14 protein-coding genes are annotated in these 16183 nt (G+C 66.8%); 7 read left to right on the top strand and 7 right to left on the bottom strand.

The window, feature by feature from the left end:
- Positions 1-84: 84 nt before the first annotated feature.
- From RUR_RS22020 to RUR_RS21995, 6 genes are all read right to left on the bottom strand, one after another.
- Positions 85-2199, bottom strand: coding sequence for an ATP-binding protein (locus RUR_RS22020; RefSeq protein ID WP_487250721.1), 2115 nt, complete (start codon positions 2197-2199; stop codon positions 85-87).
- Between the two features lie 278 nt (positions 2200-2477).
- Positions 2478-3107, bottom strand: coding sequence for a DUF6879 family protein (locus RUR_RS22015; protein ID WP_283136998.1), 630 nt, complete (start codon positions 3105-3107; stop codon positions 2478-2480).
- On the bottom strand, positions 3100-3369 hold the full coding sequence (locus tag RUR_RS22010) for a hypothetical protein (RefSeq protein ID WP_283137074.1): 270 nt from the start codon (positions 3367-3369) through the stop codon (positions 3100-3102). Before RUR_RS22010 ends, RUR_RS22015 begins: the two co-directional genes overlap by 8 nt.
- 355 nt (positions 3370-3724) lie before the next feature.
- Entirely contained in the window at positions 3725-4597 is an 873-nt protein-coding gene (locus tag RUR_RS22005; protein ID WP_283136997.1) for an ABC transporter permease, read from the bottom strand.
- A gap of 2 nt (positions 4598-4599) precedes the next feature.
- Positions 4600-5571, bottom strand: coding sequence for an ATP-binding cassette domain-containing protein (locus RUR_RS22000; protein WP_283136996.1), 972 nt, complete (start codon positions 5569-5571; stop codon positions 4600-4602).
- A gap of 22 nt (positions 5572-5593) precedes the next feature.
- Positions 5594-6112 carry a PadR family transcriptional regulator gene (locus tag RUR_RS21995; protein WP_283136995.1) on the bottom strand — a complete coding sequence of 173 codons (519 nt, stop codon included), beginning with the start codon at positions 6110-6112 and terminating at the stop codon, positions 5594-5596.
- A 213-nt stretch (positions 6113-6325) separates the two neighbouring features.
- On the opposite strand from RUR_RS21995, the gene RUR_RS21990 reads away from it, so the two are divergent.
- The 6 genes from RUR_RS21990 to RUR_RS21965 all read left to right on the top strand — a co-directional run bounded on the left by RUR_RS21990 (position 6326) and on the right by RUR_RS21965 (position 13604).
- Positions 6326-9130, top strand: a complete 2805-nt coding sequence (locus RUR_RS21990) for a CHAT domain-containing protein (RefSeq protein WP_283136994.1) — start codon at positions 6326-6328, stop codon at positions 9128-9130.
- A 27-nt stretch (positions 9131-9157) separates the two neighbouring features.
- Positions 9158-9838 carry a hypothetical protein gene (locus RUR_RS21985; RefSeq protein ID WP_283136993.1) on the top strand — a complete coding sequence of 227 codons (681 nt, stop codon included), beginning with the start codon at positions 9158-9160 and terminating at the stop codon, positions 9836-9838.
- 216 nt (positions 9839-10054) lie between these two features.
- Positions 10055-11440, top strand: coding sequence for a tetratricopeptide repeat protein (locus RUR_RS21980; protein ID WP_283136992.1), 1386 nt, complete (start codon positions 10055-10057; stop codon positions 11438-11440).
- 122 nt (positions 11441-11562) lie between these two features.
- Positions 11563-12213, top strand: coding sequence for a hypothetical protein (locus RUR_RS21975; RefSeq protein WP_283136991.1), 651 nt, complete (start codon positions 11563-11565; stop codon positions 12211-12213).
- Positions 12214-12241: 28 nt separating this feature from the next.
- Entirely contained in the window at positions 12242-12778 is a 537-nt protein-coding gene (locus RUR_RS21970; protein WP_283136990.1) for a hypothetical protein, read from the top strand.
- Between the two features lie 58 nt (positions 12779-12836).
- The gene (locus RUR_RS21965; RefSeq protein ID WP_283136989.1) at positions 12837-13604 is read left to right on the top strand and encodes an aminotransferase class IV; all 768 of its coding nucleotides are present in this window, start codon (positions 12837-12839) and stop codon (positions 13602-13604) included.
- A gap of 169 nt (positions 13605-13773) precedes the next feature.
- Here the strand turns inward: RUR_RS21965 and RUR_RS21960 are convergent, their stop codons facing one another.
- On the bottom strand, positions 13774-15219 hold the full coding sequence (locus tag RUR_RS21960) for an AAA family ATPase (protein ID WP_283136988.1): 1446 nt from the start codon (positions 15217-15219) through the stop codon (positions 13774-13776).
- Between the two features lie 211 nt (positions 15220-15430).
- On the opposite strand from RUR_RS21960, the gene RUR_RS21955 reads away from it, so the two are divergent.
- Entirely contained in the window at positions 15431-16078 is a 648-nt protein-coding gene (locus RUR_RS21955) for a hypothetical protein (RefSeq protein ID WP_283136987.1), read from the top strand.
- Positions 16079-16183 lie beyond the last annotated feature (105 nt).

The raw sequence follows: 16183 nt of genomic DNA, 5'->3' as shown, positions 1-16183 counted from the left end.
ACTCATTCTGGCAAGACCGACTCGGGTCGGTGATGGGTTCGGCTCGCGAACATGAACGCATTCGAGTGCGGGTGACGGGCCGTGCTACGCAGGCCGGTGGCCGAGACGGTCACGCGCCGCCCTTGCGCGAGGATCGTCGAAGTCGGCGATCAGCTCAAGAGCCTCCGCCCGGTACCGACACGCCGCCACAGGATCGTCCGTCCGCAGCGCCTCCCCGAGACCCTCCAGCGCCGCCGCTTCGTGCCAGGCGTCACCCAGCTCGCGGTGCGCGGCGGCGGCCTGCCGGAAGAACCCGGCCGCCTCCGCCGATCGCCCGAGCCGAATGTATGTCTCACCCATGCCCTGCCAGGCCAGAGCCTCACGGCTTCGGTCGCCGAGGCGGCGGTGGAGCGCGGCGGACCGATGGTAGGAGGCTTGCGCTTCGGCGAACTCGCCGTTGGCCAGCTGGGCGTTGCCCAGGGTGATGAGCCAGTACCCCTCCAAGGTGTGATTGCGGAGGCGGAGCGCGATGTCCAGCGCGTCCTGCGCCGATCGAAGGCCTTGCTCCACGTCTCCCTGCTCACATTGGAGATCGCTCAGGAGCCGCAGAGCGTTGCCCTCGCCCCTTTGGTCGTTCAGGGTGCGGTGAGCCGTCAGGGCGTGCCGGGTCGGCGATTCGGCCTCCTGCAGCCGCCCGGCCCGGTAGTGCGCGGTGGCGAGGTTGGCGAGTGCGGTGGCCTCCCACTTGACGGCGCCTTGCTCCTGAAAGAGCGCCACGGCGTTCGCGAAATGCCCGATGGCGTCGGGAAAGCGGCGGTGTCGGAGGTGGACCAGCCCGATCAGGTTGAGCGAGTGCGCCTCTCCGTCCCGGTCACCCAGATCCCGCCAGGTCTCCAGCGCGGATCGATGGTGCTCAAAGCTGTCGGCCAGCAGATTGACTCGGGTGTACCCCATGCCCAGGTTGGTGAGGAGGCGCGCTTGTGCGACGCGGTCGCCGGATCGGCCGGCCGCTTCCAGGCCGATCCGCCCGGCGGCGAGCCACTCGGCGATCGGAGCCGACGGGGAGTAGGCGTTCCACAGGGCGGCGGACAACCGCCACGCCAACCGATCGTGTCCGGTGTCGGCTGCGGTCCGGATGGCCTGGAGCATGTTGCCGTGGTCTCGCTCGCACCAGTCCGCGGCCGTGTTGTAGTCGGCGAACGTCAGCGGATGGACGTTGTCGGCCGGAGGGCCGAGGTCCAGGTGGGGCTCGTTGGGTTTGATCCAACGCCCGGCGACGTCGGCCGTGTGAAGGTACCAGTTCAGTACGCGCCGGAGTGCGGCGTCTCGTTCTTCAGGCGGATCCTCCAGGTGGGTCCGTTCGGTGGCGTAGGCACGCAGCAGATCGTGGAACTGGTATCGGTCGGGTGCGACCTGTTCCACCAGGTGGGCGCCGACCAGGGAGTCCAGCTGCTGCCGGGTCGGGCTGACCGCGAGTCCCGTGAGGGCGGCGGCGGCGTGGAGGCCGAACTGGGGGCCGGGGTGCAGGCCGAGCAGGCGAAACAGGCGGGCGGCCGGGCCGGGGAGCGCGCGAAACGACCATGCGAACACCGTCCGGACGGCGTCGGCGTCTTCGTCGTCCCCGGTGCTTAAGACGTCCCAGAGGGCGGATTCGTCACGCAGATCGGCGATCAGATCGTCGAGTCGCAGGTGGGGAAGGCTGACGGCACGCTCCGCAGCCACACGAAGCGCCAGCGGCAATCGAGCGCACAGCTTGGCCAATTCGGCCAGCTTGTCGGGGTTGTCGACCGGTCTGTATCCGGCGGTCACCTCACGGAGTAGGGCCACGGCCTCGGCTTCAGGCAATACCCCGAGCGTCATATGGTGGGCTCCGTCGCGTACGGCGAGGCTGGTGAGCCGGCTCCGGCTGGTGACGACGGCCAGGCAGCCCGAGCTGCCGGGGAGAAGTGGGCGGACCTGACCAACGGTGACGGCGTTGTCGAGGACGACGAGCACCCGGCGGTCGGCGAGGAGTGAGCGATAGAGCGCCGCCGCGGCGTCCAGGCTCGGCGGTACCGAGTCGGCGCGTACACCGAGGGCGACGAGGAACCGGTGCAGGGCCTCCTGCGCGGTGACCGGCTCACCCGGGTCGTAACCGCGAAGATTGACGTAGAGCTGCCCGTCCGGGAAGCGATCCCGGATCTGATACGCCCAACGCAGCGCGAGCGAGGTCTTGCCCACGCCGGCCGTTCCCGCGATGACGCATACCGAGATCGGCGGTTCGCTCGCCTGGTTGATCGATATCGCGTTGAGTCTGTCGAGCTCGTCGGTGCGGTTGACGAAGCCACGGATGTCGGCGGGGAGTTGTCGTGGCGGGGGTTGGCCCGTCCCGCTCCAGCCCGGACTTTCACGCTGGTGGAAGTGGATCCCCCCGCTGACGCTTCCGGCCTGTACGACGTCCCTGCTTGACCCTGATAGCTCTGAGTGCGAGCTACTATGCTGATCTCCCTCTTTGATAGCTAATCAACCCTTATGTGAGGAGGGGGAAGGTATTCCACTTCTCGGTGGAAATATGTGCTTATGTCCTCTGCTGTCAGATAAAGCGCCTCGATGTATCTTCTCCACTGATTGATGACTCTGGGATTAGTGTAAAGAACCGCGCCGTTTGAGAATCCTGTTTCTGTGTAGAGAACCTCGTAGAGGGTTGTATCGCCGAGGATGACCAACTCTGGCAACGGGCGCTCTCGCTCCGCGGCACCCAGGGTTTCGGCGGCGACGACGCGAACCTTCTCCCCGTACTCCGCACGTTGTCGTAGAGAATGGAGCTCCCATTGCAGGTAGGGCGTCATCGGCTTCTCGACCACGCGCACCCGGTGGAAGAAGGAACGTCGGCGTCTGTCCTCCTCGGCGGAGGCCAGAAGAGCACCCCGTCTTTCGTCCAGCAGCCGTAGGGACAGCTCCCACTCCCCTCGGCGGAGCGCGTCCCGACTCGGGCTTCCCTGCTCCTCGAAATGCTGCCGTCGCTCCAGCTTCCAGGAGTTCCGATCGCGGACGGCACCGTCCCGTTGCCGGAAATCGCGTTTGTAGGCCTCGCGGCTGAGTCGCTCTCCCTGGTCGAAGTCGAGATTCGGGGCATGGAGCTCAAGCATCGGCGATATCCGGTTTCGCCATGCTGAGCATGATTCCCGGGATGACCACCAGGCGCTCATCGGGAGCGAGGGAGACGCCTTCGGGCAGCCGGGCACGGTATGCGGCGGTGAGATCCCTGCCGATTACGGCGATGTCGCCGTTGTCGAGTTGCCAGATGTCCGGACAGTCGTCCCGGTCATCGCTTCTGCCGAGGTCTTTGGCCGACTTTCCCAGTCTCTTCTGGAACAACGCGGTCGGGTCGGCATCCCAGGCACGGGCCATTTCAACCTCCACGTGGCACGAGGATGTTCCTTTATCGCGCAGCATAAGCGTGGAGTTTACGGTGGACAATGCGGCTGGCCCGGATCTCGGCAGCCCTAAATAATGCTCTGTACGGATTGAGGGCTCTCGGTAGAGCTTGCCCGGTGATCGGGCTGTTTATCGCGCTGAATGGATTTCCGGGTTACGGATGGCGATTTCGGGCGTTATCGCGGTGGTGAAATCGCGCCGACGGTGCTGTGTGGTGCATCACCCGGCCTTGCCCTTCGCGAACCTCGAAAGCGGAGCCCACTTAGTTGATCTACGATGTAAAGGGCCGGCCCCGGGGAGGCTGGGGCGGGGCCGGTGTGGGGATCGGTCAGTCGGCGCGGCGGAAGCGGATCGCCGCGATGAGGAGCAGGACCAGACCCGCGGCGGAGATGAGCCCCAGCTGGACGCCGACCGGGACCTGCCAGTCGAACCAGCTGATGCCCGGGTTGAACATCAGGCTTTCCGCCGGGGTGAGGTTCAGGTGCGAGAAGACGGCCTGCCGGAGCGGGTCGACGGCGTAGGTGAGCGGGTTGAGGCTGGTCAGGACCGACAGCCAGGACGGCAGGTTGCTCAGCGGGAAGACCGCTCCGGAGAGGAAGAGCATCGGCATCACGGCCATCTGCACCACACCGAAGAACGTCTGCATGTTCTTGATCCGCACGGCCACCAGCACCCCGAAGGCGGTGATGGTGAACGCCGCGAGGAACATCTCGGCGGCCAGGGTGAGGATGAGCAGCGGTGAGTAGGGCACGTCGACCAGGCCGGCGAGCGCGACGATCACCAGGCCCTGCAGGGTGGCGACGAGCGCCCCGCCGAGGCACTTGCCGATGAGGATGGACGTCCGGCTGATCGGCGCGACGAGCATCTCCCGGAGAAAGCCGAACTCCCGGTCCCAGACGATCGAGCCCGCGGAGAACATCGCGGTCATGATGACCGACATCGAGATCACACCCGGGAACATGAAGGTCCGGAAGTCCGGGCCCTGGGAGCCGAGCGGCCCCGACATGAGGGCGCCGATGCCGGTCCCGAGGACGAACAGCCAGAGTATCGGCTGAAGGGTCATCGTGATGATCCGGGTTCGGTCGGCGAGGAACCGGAGGATCTCCCGATGCAGCACGACCCGGACGGCGCGCAGGTCGTGCCGGACGCCGCGTCGGGGCACGGTCACCCGGGCGATTCTGGGCGTGGTTTCCACCGTCATCGCTATCTCCTCACCATCGCACGCATCCAGTCATGGGGAGAGCCGGCTTCGGCGTCACGGATCGTCGAGCCGGTGTAGGACATGAAGACGTCGTCGAGTGAGGGTCTGGCGACGTTCACCGACCTGATCGTCACTTTCAGATCGGCGAAGAGCCGCGGGACGAACTCCTCCCCGGAGGCCACCGCGAACGTCACCTGGCCTTCGTGGATCGCCGCCTCGATGCCGAACCGCTCCTTCAGGAGCGTGATGGCCTTGGCGTCGTCGACGGTGTGCAGCTGGACACGGTCCTTGCCCACGCTGGCCTTGAGCGTCTCCGGGGTGTCCAGGACCACGATCCGGCCCTGATCGATGATCGCGATCCGATCGCAGTACTCCGCCTCCTCCATGTAGTGGGTGGTCATGAAGATGGTGATGTCCTCGTGCCGCCGGAGTTCGTTGATGTACCCCCAGATCGCGGCCCGGGTCTGCGGATCCAGGCCGACCGTCGGCTCGTCGAGGAAGAGCACCCGGGGGGAGTGAAGCAGCCCTCGCGCGATCTCCAGACGCCGTTTCATCCCGCCGGAGAAGGTTTCGACCTTGTGGCTTCTCCGGTCTTGGAGGCCGACGATGTCGAGGACCTGGTGGATCCGATCGGCTGTCGCGGTCCGCGGCACACCGTACATCTCCGCGTGGAAACGCAGGTTCATTTCGGCGGTCAGGTAGCCGTCGACGGTCTGGTCCTGGAAGACGAGCCCGATGTTGCGCCGGACCTCGTCGCGCTCGCGGACGATGTCGTGTCCGGCGACCGTGGCCGACCCCGCCGTAGGCCGTGCCAGCGTGCACAGCATGTTGATCGTGGTGGACTTGCCCGCGCCGTTGGGGCCCAGGAAGCCGAAGATCTCGCCGGGCTCCACCTGGAAGTCGACACCTTTGACGGCTTCGGTCTTACCGTAGGTTTTTGTTAGTCCTTGTACGGCTATCGCCGGGTTGCTCATACACGCTCCCTAAGAACGCGGCTCATTGATCCTCGGCGAGGATCCGGAACATCGCCTGCCTGGTGCTCTTGAGGAGCTCGTTGGCCGAGGCGACCTGTGCGGGGTTCGCGACCGCGGTGAGGTGGGCGAAGACCTCCGCGACCTGCGCCCAGAGCAGGCGCATCTCCATGATCGGGTCCGGGAGGGTGCCGGCCACCTCGTCCCAGGGTTCGACGTACCCGGGGTCGCGGGCCGCGATGTACGCCCGGCCGGCGTCGGTCAGCCGGAACCGTCGGCTCCCGCCGGTTTCCTCTCCGTGGATCAGGCCCTCGTCCTCCAGCTGCTGGAGTGCGGGGTAGACCGATCCGCCGCTCGGCCGCCAGACACCGTGACTGCGCTCACGGATCCCCTGGATGACCTGGTAGCCGTTGAGTGGCTGCTCGCCGAGGAGGGAGAGCGCCGCGGCCCGGACGTCGCCGCGGCGGACCTTGGGGGAAAGGTGCGGAAAAGGTGCACCCGGATGGAGGTCCCCCTGCCGCCAGGGATTCCCTGGAGTGTCCATGCCCATGCTGCATCCCCGTCTATCTAGATGTGTAAACGATATATCTAGATGTGTCGGGTGACAACTGATTTTTCGGTATCAGCAGGGGTCTCGGCGTACCCGGGTTCCATAACGTATGAATAGGGCTGAGGAACCTCGCAGAGTCCGGGGTGCGCCCCGGTCTCGTGTGTTCGCCTCACGGCGGCGGGGGTCGCACGGCCTTCAGGAGCGAGCGTGAACCCTACGGCGAAGCGTGTTCCGAGCGGCCCCGAGGTCAGAGCGTTCGTCGCCTCGGGTCCACCGGAGGTGACCGGCGATGGGAGCCACATCCCCTTCCACGGGGTCGCCGAGATCATGGCGTCGGCCTGCTGGCTGCTTCACCGCGACGGCCGCCTGCTGTTCGCCGCCGACCCGGCACTCGTCCGCGACGACCTGCATCCCGTCCCGGGGAGATGGCGGACCGGCGCCGGCGGAGCGCTCCTGCTCGACGTCGCGCGAGCCGTACCCGAGGGCCCGGCGATCAGGATCACGGGGCGGATCGAAGGCAACGCGCTCGTGGCCGAGGAACACCTCCGTACCGCGTCCGGGGTGCGGAAGGTCACCGTCCGGACACCGGTGGAACAGGTGGCCGTCATCCCCTCGTCCCGGCGGGAACGGATCGGTGGGACCGGAGTGCCGGTGACGTTCCGCGGCACGATCGAGGGCACCGTCGACGGGCGGGCCTTCGGGCCGCTCGACGCCGCACTGGCGCTCGCCCCGAGAACACCTCAGGCCGCGGGCCCGGTCGAACTTCATTTCGGCACCGCGGATCAAGGGGCCGTCGGGTCGCTCATGTGGCTCGCCGGGACGGCCGGGCCGACCCCCGAGGACACCGGTCACCACGTCATGCGGCTCGACGGCGGACGGATCCGCGTCGACGTCGACTCGCCCGCAGGTCCGGCGTTCGCCGTCTCCTGGCAGGTACCGGGGCCGTACGGGACCCTGCCGGTGGCGGCGCGGACCGCGTCCCTGGAGATCCTGGTGGGTGACGGTACGGCCGAGGGCACGGTCGTCGCCTCCGGCTCGGCGATGGGCGACCGGCACGCCTACACGGCGAGGTTCGCCGTGGCGGCGGATTCCGAACCGGAGTCCGACCCGCTGGCCCGGTTCACTCGCAACTGGATCGATCCCGGCGACGTGGACGACAAACCACCGGCGGTCCCCGAGACCGGCGACTGGCGCGAGCTCCGGGACCACGGCTTCGACCTGACCCTGGCCGGATACCACGCCGAGGCGGTACCCGTGCTGGAGCGGGCGCTCGCCGGTTGCCGGGAGGATCGAGGGCGGCCGCACCACTGGAGCGCGTTCAGCGAGGGAATGCACATCGATGAGCTCAACATCCTTACCCGCCTGCTCCACTGCCGGCGGCGGGACCCGGGCGTCGAGGCCGTTCTGCCGCTGCTCTCCCAGGCCACGCGGATCCGTGCCGAACTCGCGCGCCGGGAACACCTCGCCGTCGTCCTGCGGAGTCAGACCCACCTGATGACCACACTCGCCGACCAGCTGGAGTTCTGGCGCGGCCGGCTGGCCGATGAGGCCGAACGGGTGGACCTGGCCACCAGGTCGGCGGGGTTCCTCGCCTCGCTCACCGCGCTCATGATCGACCTGGACGATCCGCGCGCCGCGCTCGTCGTCGCGGAGCGCGGCCGGGCCCGAGCCCTCGCCGACGTCCTCGCGGCCCGGCGCCGTGAGCCGGATGATCCCGTACGGCTGCCACGGGGGGATCCGGAACCCGAGCGGGATGTGTCGACCGAGGATGACCCCGGGGATTCGTCCGGCACCGGTGGCCCGGCGATGCCGACCGGTCCGGCCGGCCCGCCGGAGGCCGCGCGGCTCCGGTGGGGAGACACCGGTTCCGGTTCGGTCGTCGAGCCGTCTGAGGCCGTACGGCTGCCGCGGGGTTCGGGTCAGGTGTCCGGTTCATTCGGGTTGGGACGGCTGCCGACGGCGGATCCGCAGACCTTGCCCGACTTGTTGAGACTGGTCCGGGAGAACGGCCTGCCCGTTGTGGAATACCAGGTGGGCGAGGATTCCGTGCACGCGCTCACGGTCACACCGGCCGGCGAGGTCACCGCGCATCGCCTGGCGGGACCGGAGGAGCTCGTTCCGTTGGTCGAGCGGGCGCGGGACCTGCTTACCTCCCCCCAACCCAACCGAGACCTGCTTGAAGCCATCCTTGAGGATCTCTATCGCCAATTGATCGATCCGATCCCTGAGTTCGCTGAGTCCTCCGGGCCTGTCGCGATCGTCCCGCACGCGATCCTGTTCGCCGTGCCCTTCGCCGCGCTGCCCAACCCCGTCGGCGGCCGGGCGTTCGGGGAACGGCGCCCGGTGACGATCCTCCCCTCGATCGGGACACTCCGCTTCATCGGCTCCGCAACGCCCGCGAGTGACCGGCCGCGTCGCCTGCTGGCACTGCTCGATCCGGACATGCCGGATCCGGCGCTGGCCGGACTGTCCGAGCTCCGCGCCGTCCTCGCGGTGGTCGCCGACGGCTATCCCGGCGGGGCGACGGTGCTCACCGGGGAGGAGGCCACGGCCGCCGCGCTCATCACGCACGCGCCACGGCACGATGTGGTGCTGCTCGGCACACACGGGTACGGCGACGGGTCGGAGCCGGAACGCTCCTACGTCGCGCTCGCCCCCGACCGGCGGCACAGCGGGTTCCTCCGCGTGGCGGAGGTTTCCCGGCTGAGGCTCGACACCGAACTGGTGCTTCTCGTCGCCTGTCAGACCGCGAAGGGCCGGATCACCGGGGACGGGGTCCTCGGGATTTCCCGCGCGGTGCTCCAGGCGGGGGCCGGCGCCCTCATCGCGACCTTGTGGCCGGTCGCCCAGGGGGTGACCGGCGAGTTGATCTATCTGTTCCACGACCACTGGCTCCGGCGGGGGCTCACCAAGGTGGCGGCGCTCGCCGCGGCCCAGCGCGACATAACCGTCCGATATCCCCGGCAGCCCAACCTCTGGGGCGCGTTCCAACTGATCGGTTCATGGCGGTAACCACAAACCAGTCGAGAAGGGAACCCCGTGTACATATCTGATGAGGATCCGCCGGGTGCTTTCGCGGCGGCGGGCGACATGTACGTGGAGGAGACGGCGCTCGGGCACGGCGACCCGCCCATCAAGGTCACCGTCGGACAGGTCCGGTTCGGGCAGCTTCAAGCGGAACGGCTCGTCCCTCGTCTTCCTTTCGGGAATGACGCCCGACCTGATCTCGGAGAATACGCCCTGTATCTCGTTCGAGCCCCGCACACCGTCGAGTTCGGGCCCTCGGAGCGAAGGCTGCTCTGGCTTGAGGTCCGATACACGCTTTACGGGGGCTCCCTGGCCTACGACCTGGCGCCGAGCGACGTCCGGCAGACCCCGGAGCGCCCGTTGATCTACGGGATCGGCACCGACCTGCGCTTCATCACCCTGGGAGAGGGCCTGCCCGGCACCCCGCACGAGATCAGGTTCACCCGCCTTACCCCGGAGATCACCGCGCTCGGGGCGGGGACGCCGGAGTTCGCCTGGCGCTACGACGGCTCCGGTGGGACCGGGGTACGTCCCGGTGATCGCCTGGCCTGCGCGATCCTCCGGGTACCCACCGGAACCACGCGTGTCGCCGTACAGGCCAGGGCTGATTTCGAGCAGAAAGGGCTTGTCGCCGCCTTCCGCAGGAGAGGCCGGGTCGATCCGGAGGAACTCGACCTCAAACTCCCCGCGTGAGCCGCTTGCCGCTCGACGGGCACGTCAAGCCGACCCGGCGCGGCGGCTCCCGGGCGGTGGCGGCGGATTCGGTACGGGCTCCGGCTGGGTTTGCCGGGAACGGCGCTCACTGTGGTGCCAGGTGCGGTTCGTTCTTCTCCGGACAATGCGTAATTTGATGGAGTTCCGGAGGGTCCGCAAGGTGCATGCTGTGCGGGATACCGACGGAGGTGGGCGATGAGCGGCACGCCAGCGGGTTGGCGGGGACTCTGCGTGATGGTGGACATCGTGGGGTGGAGCACGCGGAAAATCCCCGGGCAGATCCGGGCTCAGCTGGACCTCGCCGACATACTTGACCAGGCGAGCACCAAAGCCGCACTCGATCGAACACTCTGGGCCCGGCAGGACCAAGGCGACGGCGAACTCGCCCTTCTCCCCGCCAACCTCGACGACTCGGTCGTCATCGCCGACCTCGTGCGCGAAATCGTCATCGCGTTACGCCAGACCAACCAGCACCTCAGCGAGTCCGCCCGGATCCGCCTCCGACTCTCCTTCGCCTCCGGGCTCATCCTCCCCGGCGCCACCGGCTTCGCCGGAAACGCGGTCATCGAGGCGGCCCGCCTCCTCAACAGCGCACCCGCCCGCGAGGCGGTGGAACTCTACCCCTCCGCCGACCTCGTCCTCATCGTCTCCAACTACCTCTACCACGACGTCATCGCCCACGACTTCCGCGACCTGCGCTCCGACGACTTCTGGCAGGCCGAGTTCCACCACCGGGATCGGCGATTCGAGCCGTGGCTGTGGGTTTCCGACCGCTCCGGAGGACCCGGGAGCCCCCCGCCGAAGCAGGTCGAGGAGCCCCCGCACATCGTCGTCGTGCCGCCCGATCAGGTGGAGACCGTACTCAGCAGGCCCGACTCGAGCCGGGATGAGCGGGCCGCGGCTCTCATCCAGCGTGCGGAACGGCGCATGGGCTTCCGCGACTTCGCAGCCGCCCGGCGCGATCTGGAGGAGATCGTCGAACTGCTGCCCAGAATCGTCCACCCACCCGGCCCGCAGGCGATGCTGCTCCTTGGAAAATGCCACGCCGAACTCGGGAACTCCAGCGCGGCACGTGAGGTGTGGCTGAACCTCCTGTCCTGGATCCCGCGCATGCCGGAGGCGCTCCTCCACCTGGGCATGCTCGCCTTCGTGGAGAACAGGACGGTCGAGGCACGGGACCACCTCACCAACGGCCTGAACCTCGTCGGCGACGGCTCGGGCGCCGAATCCGCCTTGTTCCTGAAGGCCCTGAGTTCGGTTGAGACGTCCGCGGGCAACCTCGACGCCGCACGCGACCGACTCCGGCAGGCGGCCGAAGCCGACCCGGCCGACATCGAGGCGCTCACGGCCCTGGCCCTCGACGCGGCACGGCGCGGCGAGAACGGCGCGATGGGGCGTATCGTGGGCGAGATCTTCGGACGTGTTCCGCAGGCCGAGCGGGAAAGGGCCGCGGGTGAGGTCGTGCACGAGGCGACACACGCCCCAGGCGGCGACCTCCTTCTCGGCCACCTCCTGGACCAACGATTGATCGGCGTCGCCGCCTACAGCCGCGCCATGGAGGCCCGCAGATCCTCCCCGTAGGGCGTGCACGACAGCGATGCCACCGCTGGATTAACAGGTGGTGCCCCTCGGCGACGTCGGAGTACTCTCGCTTGGATTCTCACAAATCGATGTGGAGACACCGGCTCGTCATGGCGCACGAAATGAACGACTCGCTGTCGATGTCCGTCGCGGATTTGAAGCGCGTTTTCGTCATTGTCGTGGACGGCATAGAGGAGGATCACGGTGAAGTTCTGTGCATTGAAGGGGGATTCTACTGGTCGATATCGATCGATGAATTCTTCAAGATATACGAATATATTGACAATCCAATCCCTCTTGCCAGGAGACGGCTTGGTGACTCGCTGGACGAGCTTCGCAGGGGCCACCGGGGCGGCGTAGATGATCTGATTCGGCGCCTGACCGCCCTCGCCGGAGTCCTTCAGGTGATGGGCCTTCGTATTAGTCCCGGATCCGATGTACATTCAGATTCGTCTAGGGAATGTGAACCTCTTTGGATCTCCATTGGAGAGCTGAGCAGTATATTCGCTCAATCCATGGATCGCGTTCAGGAGATTTTTGGCGACAGGATCGACCTTGATGTTGATTACTTCTGGGCTGTCCCCTTTGACTGTATCTTTGAGACGGACGAACGTCCGGCGGAGCTGACTATCGGTCAGGTTTCGGAATCGCTGGAATGGCTTCAGAATCTGCGGGACGATGTTTCGCGTGTGCTCCCCTACTACCTTGTCTGGATCGCCGACGTGCTCCGGGCCGTAGGTCATGCAGCGGGGGGATACGGCCCTGAGCGGTAACGTGGAGTCAGCTGGGAGGCGAACCGTCATGGATATCGGATTCGCCATGGACGAGCTGGCCTGCTTGGGCGTTGAGACTTACCTGACCACAGGCCCGGAGGAACTCGGGGACGGCGCACGTTCCTGGCTGTTCACGATGCGGGGACGGCCTCTGGCCGAGCGAGACGGGATACGTGGGGCCGCGGCGTCCCTTGACGGTTCCGTCGCCGAGGGACTGATGCTCCTCTATCGCCGCCTGGGAGATTCGGAATGGGTCGATAAGTTCTTCGATCGGCTCACAGGTGTTCCTGGTCTTCCGGATCCGTCGACGCCGTTCGACATTGAGCCGGTGATGGTGAGGCTCGCTGGAGCGGGATTGAGGGTCTTGCTGAGGACCGATGCGGAGAGACAGGCGGAGGGTCGTCCGCATTGGACGTTCGTCGTCTGGGAGACGGCGGACAAGGACGATGACGAGCGCGTCCGATTTCGCACCGATGCCAGAACCCCGGAAGAGTGTGTAGACCGTTGCCTGAAGTTCCTCCGCGCGAAGGGCGGTGGATGGGAGTGGATCGATGAGATGTTGTGACGGTTCGACGTTTTCAGGTGTCGCGAGACATGGGGAATTCTGAGGTTCGGGAGATCTTATGGGTGTGAAGCGGGTTGCGATCAACGGGCGGGTTGTGGGCTCCGAGCCGGGGCTGCTTGCTCAGGTCGGCTACGGGCATTTCACCGCGATGCAGGTGAGGGACCGGAAGGTGCGCGGTCTTGCCTTGCATATGGCCCGGCTTGACGCGGCCAATCGTGAGCTGTTCGGCCTGGCGCTCGACCGGGAAGCGGTGCTCGACTCGATCAGGGCGGTGCTGGGCGACGACATCGCGGACGCGAGTGTCCGGGTGTACGTGATGGAGGGCGACCGCCCGGAGGTCATCGCCACCGCGAAGCCGCCGATTGAGGTGGCGGAAGCCCCGCGGAGCCTGAGGTCGGTGGTTTACCAGCGCTTTCTCCCGCATATCAAGCAGGCCGGAGGGTTCGCGCAGGCTTACCTGATGGGTCAGGTCAAGCGGGAGGGGTTCGACGAGGCGCTGCTCACCACGGAGGACGGCCTGATCTCGGAAGGGGCGATCACCAATGTGGGCTGCTTCGACGGGGATCGTGTGGTCTGGCCGGACGCGCCGATGCTGCGGGGGATCACGATGCAGCTTCTGGAAGAGGTGTTCGCCGCTGAAGGAGTGGTCCAGGAACGGCGGCCGTTGAAGGTCTCGGATCTGCCCGGGTACGACCTGGTCTTCCTCACCAACTCCCACGGCGTGGTCGTGGTGGATCGGGTGGACGCTCAACCCTTGAAAGTGGACGAGAACCTGAGAACCCAGCTGGCCGGTTGGTACCGGGGCATCCCAGGCGACTTACTCTGACCAATCAGGGGCTGACCTTCGGCCGTCTGGGGCCGGTCCATGATGACCCACCGGTGTCCGGGGCTGCTTACGGCTGACGCGAACGAGACTCCGCGGGGTGTGGTCGAGGACGGCGTCGGTGAACGCACCGGGGGCTTCGCGACACGGCCAGAGCCGAACAGGAGGCTGATCAGTCCCCGGTGTAGAGCCGTTCAAGGCTGATCAACTGAATGGTGCCGGCGCTGCTAGCGGCGGCGGCCTGGAGTTCGGTGGTGAATCCGGCCCCGCTGAACAGGAGCAGTGTTTCAGGTCGTCGATCCCGCTCTCCAAGAAGGTCGGCGATCTTCTGAAGCCGGTCCAGATGCCCCATGCCCATGGTCTTGTCCCACTTCGCTTCCCCGATGGCGAGCAGCCGCGACTCCGGATCGGACACGGCGACGTCGACTTCGTGGCTCGCGCGGGATTTCGGGTCGTAGACGACGCCGGACAGCACTCGGGCCGGGAAACCGCCGAGGGTCAGGTCGGAGGCCATGTCCTGCGACCAGACGCGGCTCATGTGCTCGAATATCGGGTCGGCCACGTTGCTGAGAAATCTGTTCCGGGAGGCGGCCCAGATGCGTTCGGTGCGTCCCGGCCGTACGTTCTCCAATTGGGCCCAGTAAGGGCGCATGATGGCGTGGTAGAAGCGGACGAGCGGCTCTGTGATTCGGTACTCGGAACGGTTCGCACGGAACGCGTCGGGGTCCGCGACCAGGAGCCCGGCGTCTTCGAGAACCGTGAGGTGGTGGGAGATGTCGGCTGCTTTCCGTTCGATCCGGTTGGCGATCCCACCGCGTGTGGCGTTTCCTTCGGCGACGGCGGCCAGAACGGTGTGATACAGACCGGTCTCACGGAGCGAGGGGTCTTCCGCGAGCAGAGCCCGGACCTCCCGGAACAGCGGGCTCGCCGGGTTGAGAACGTGCTCGACGACCCAAGGGTCGAAGCTCTCCCGGTTCGCCGGTGTGGCACCTCGAAGGTATTCCGTACGGTACGCAGGGGTTCCGCCGACCACGAAGTAGAGCAGCGCGGCCAAGTGGTGGTCGGTGATTCCCCAGAATTCGGCGGCGAGCCGGAAGTTGAAGGTCGGCACGACGAGTTCGAGGGCGGCCCGGCCCCGCAGGGGGGCGGCTCCGCTGAGCAGGCCGCCCATGAAGGAGATCGATGATCCGCAAAGCAGCAGTCGTGCCTTGGAGGCCGTCCGCTGGGGCCTTCGGGGAGACAGCGCCTTCTGGATGACGGAGGGCAGTTCCGGGGACTCCCTCGCCAGGTAGGGGAATTCGTCGAGAACGACAGGGATCGGGCGCTGTGCCCCGAGTACGAGCAGCGCGTCGACAGCCTGTGCCCAGTCGTCGAAACGCACCTCCCCCGGAGTGTCCAGGTACGTCGCGACGGCGGCGCCGAGTTGCCGGAGCGCCTCCTGCCGGGGGACGGCCTCAATCGCGGCGAAGTAGAAACCCCCTGTCGCCTCCCCGGCCGCTTCGAGAAGGAAGGTCTTGCCTTGACGCCGACGCCCCGAGACGATGCCCAGCGTGGCACCGGGCTGGTCGTCGTCGAGAAATCGGGTCAGCTGCCCCCATTCCCAGTCACGATCGAACATGTCCGGAGGCTTGATCGGCCGCAATGAAGATCCCTCTTTGTAGGAGCGCAATTCTAAGAATCGTACTCCTACAAATTGTTAACCGACGGAAAGGCGATCGATGCGTCTTGGTGCGGTCGTGACATCGGTACTCGCCGCTGTGTTGCTCGGAGGGTGTGGTGTGCCCGGGGATGTGCCCCGGGCAGCCGGCCAGGGTGGTTACGTTGCGACTGTGACGCCCACCAGGACCGGGGGTGTCTCGGGCTTGGCATCCTCGGCGTACCTGTACACCTTCTTCGACACGCCGGAGAAACTGGCCACGGGACGCCCGCACCGGGTGATCGCAGTCGGTGAGATCGCCGCGGTCGATCAGGGCAGGGACCTGTACTCGGATGAGGATGACAACCCGAGGAAGTTCATCGTGCTCCGCGTGCGGGTTACCGACCTGGTCAAGGACTGCGGCGGCTATGTCAGGGACGGACACGTCTACGTGGAGTTCTTTCAGAGCGGTCTCAACGCCGATGGGAGTCCGCGCGTCTCGTTGCGGAAGTGGCGGAAGTGGCTGCCGGTCGGAGCCAGGGTGGCGCTGTTCCTCGCCAAGACGTATCAGCGTGACCGGGCGGTGCACGGGACACGTGGCCTCGGTCCCGGTGCCGTCCTCATGCGCTCCGACCCGCAGGGCTTTCTGATGGAGCGGCCGGATGGGGGACGCGTCGCGCTCTTCGGCGGCAATGAGAACCCACCGGGCGCATGGCGGGACATCACCTCCGTCGACGAGGTCGCGGTACGGGCCAGACGCGCCTTGGAAAAGCGGCGCGCGACCGCGGCGACGAGGGTGCCCGCGCCGGGCTGCGGGTGGTGCCTGGGGCTGTTCTGCTGACGCCCGTCATCGGCGGACGGCGCTGATTCTCGCCTTTTCGGCCGACCTTTGCCAATCATCGCCAACTGCGGTTCCAGCGAATCAGCGGCGATTCCTCCCACCTCG

Source organism: Rhizohabitans arisaemae (assembly GCF_025996515.1).
In the GTDB taxonomy this organism is placed as follows: domain Bacteria; phylum Actinomycetota; class Actinomycetes; order Streptosporangiales; family Streptosporangiaceae; genus Rhizohabitans; species Rhizohabitans arisaemae.
This window is presented reverse-complemented; position numbering and strand designations above follow the sequence as displayed.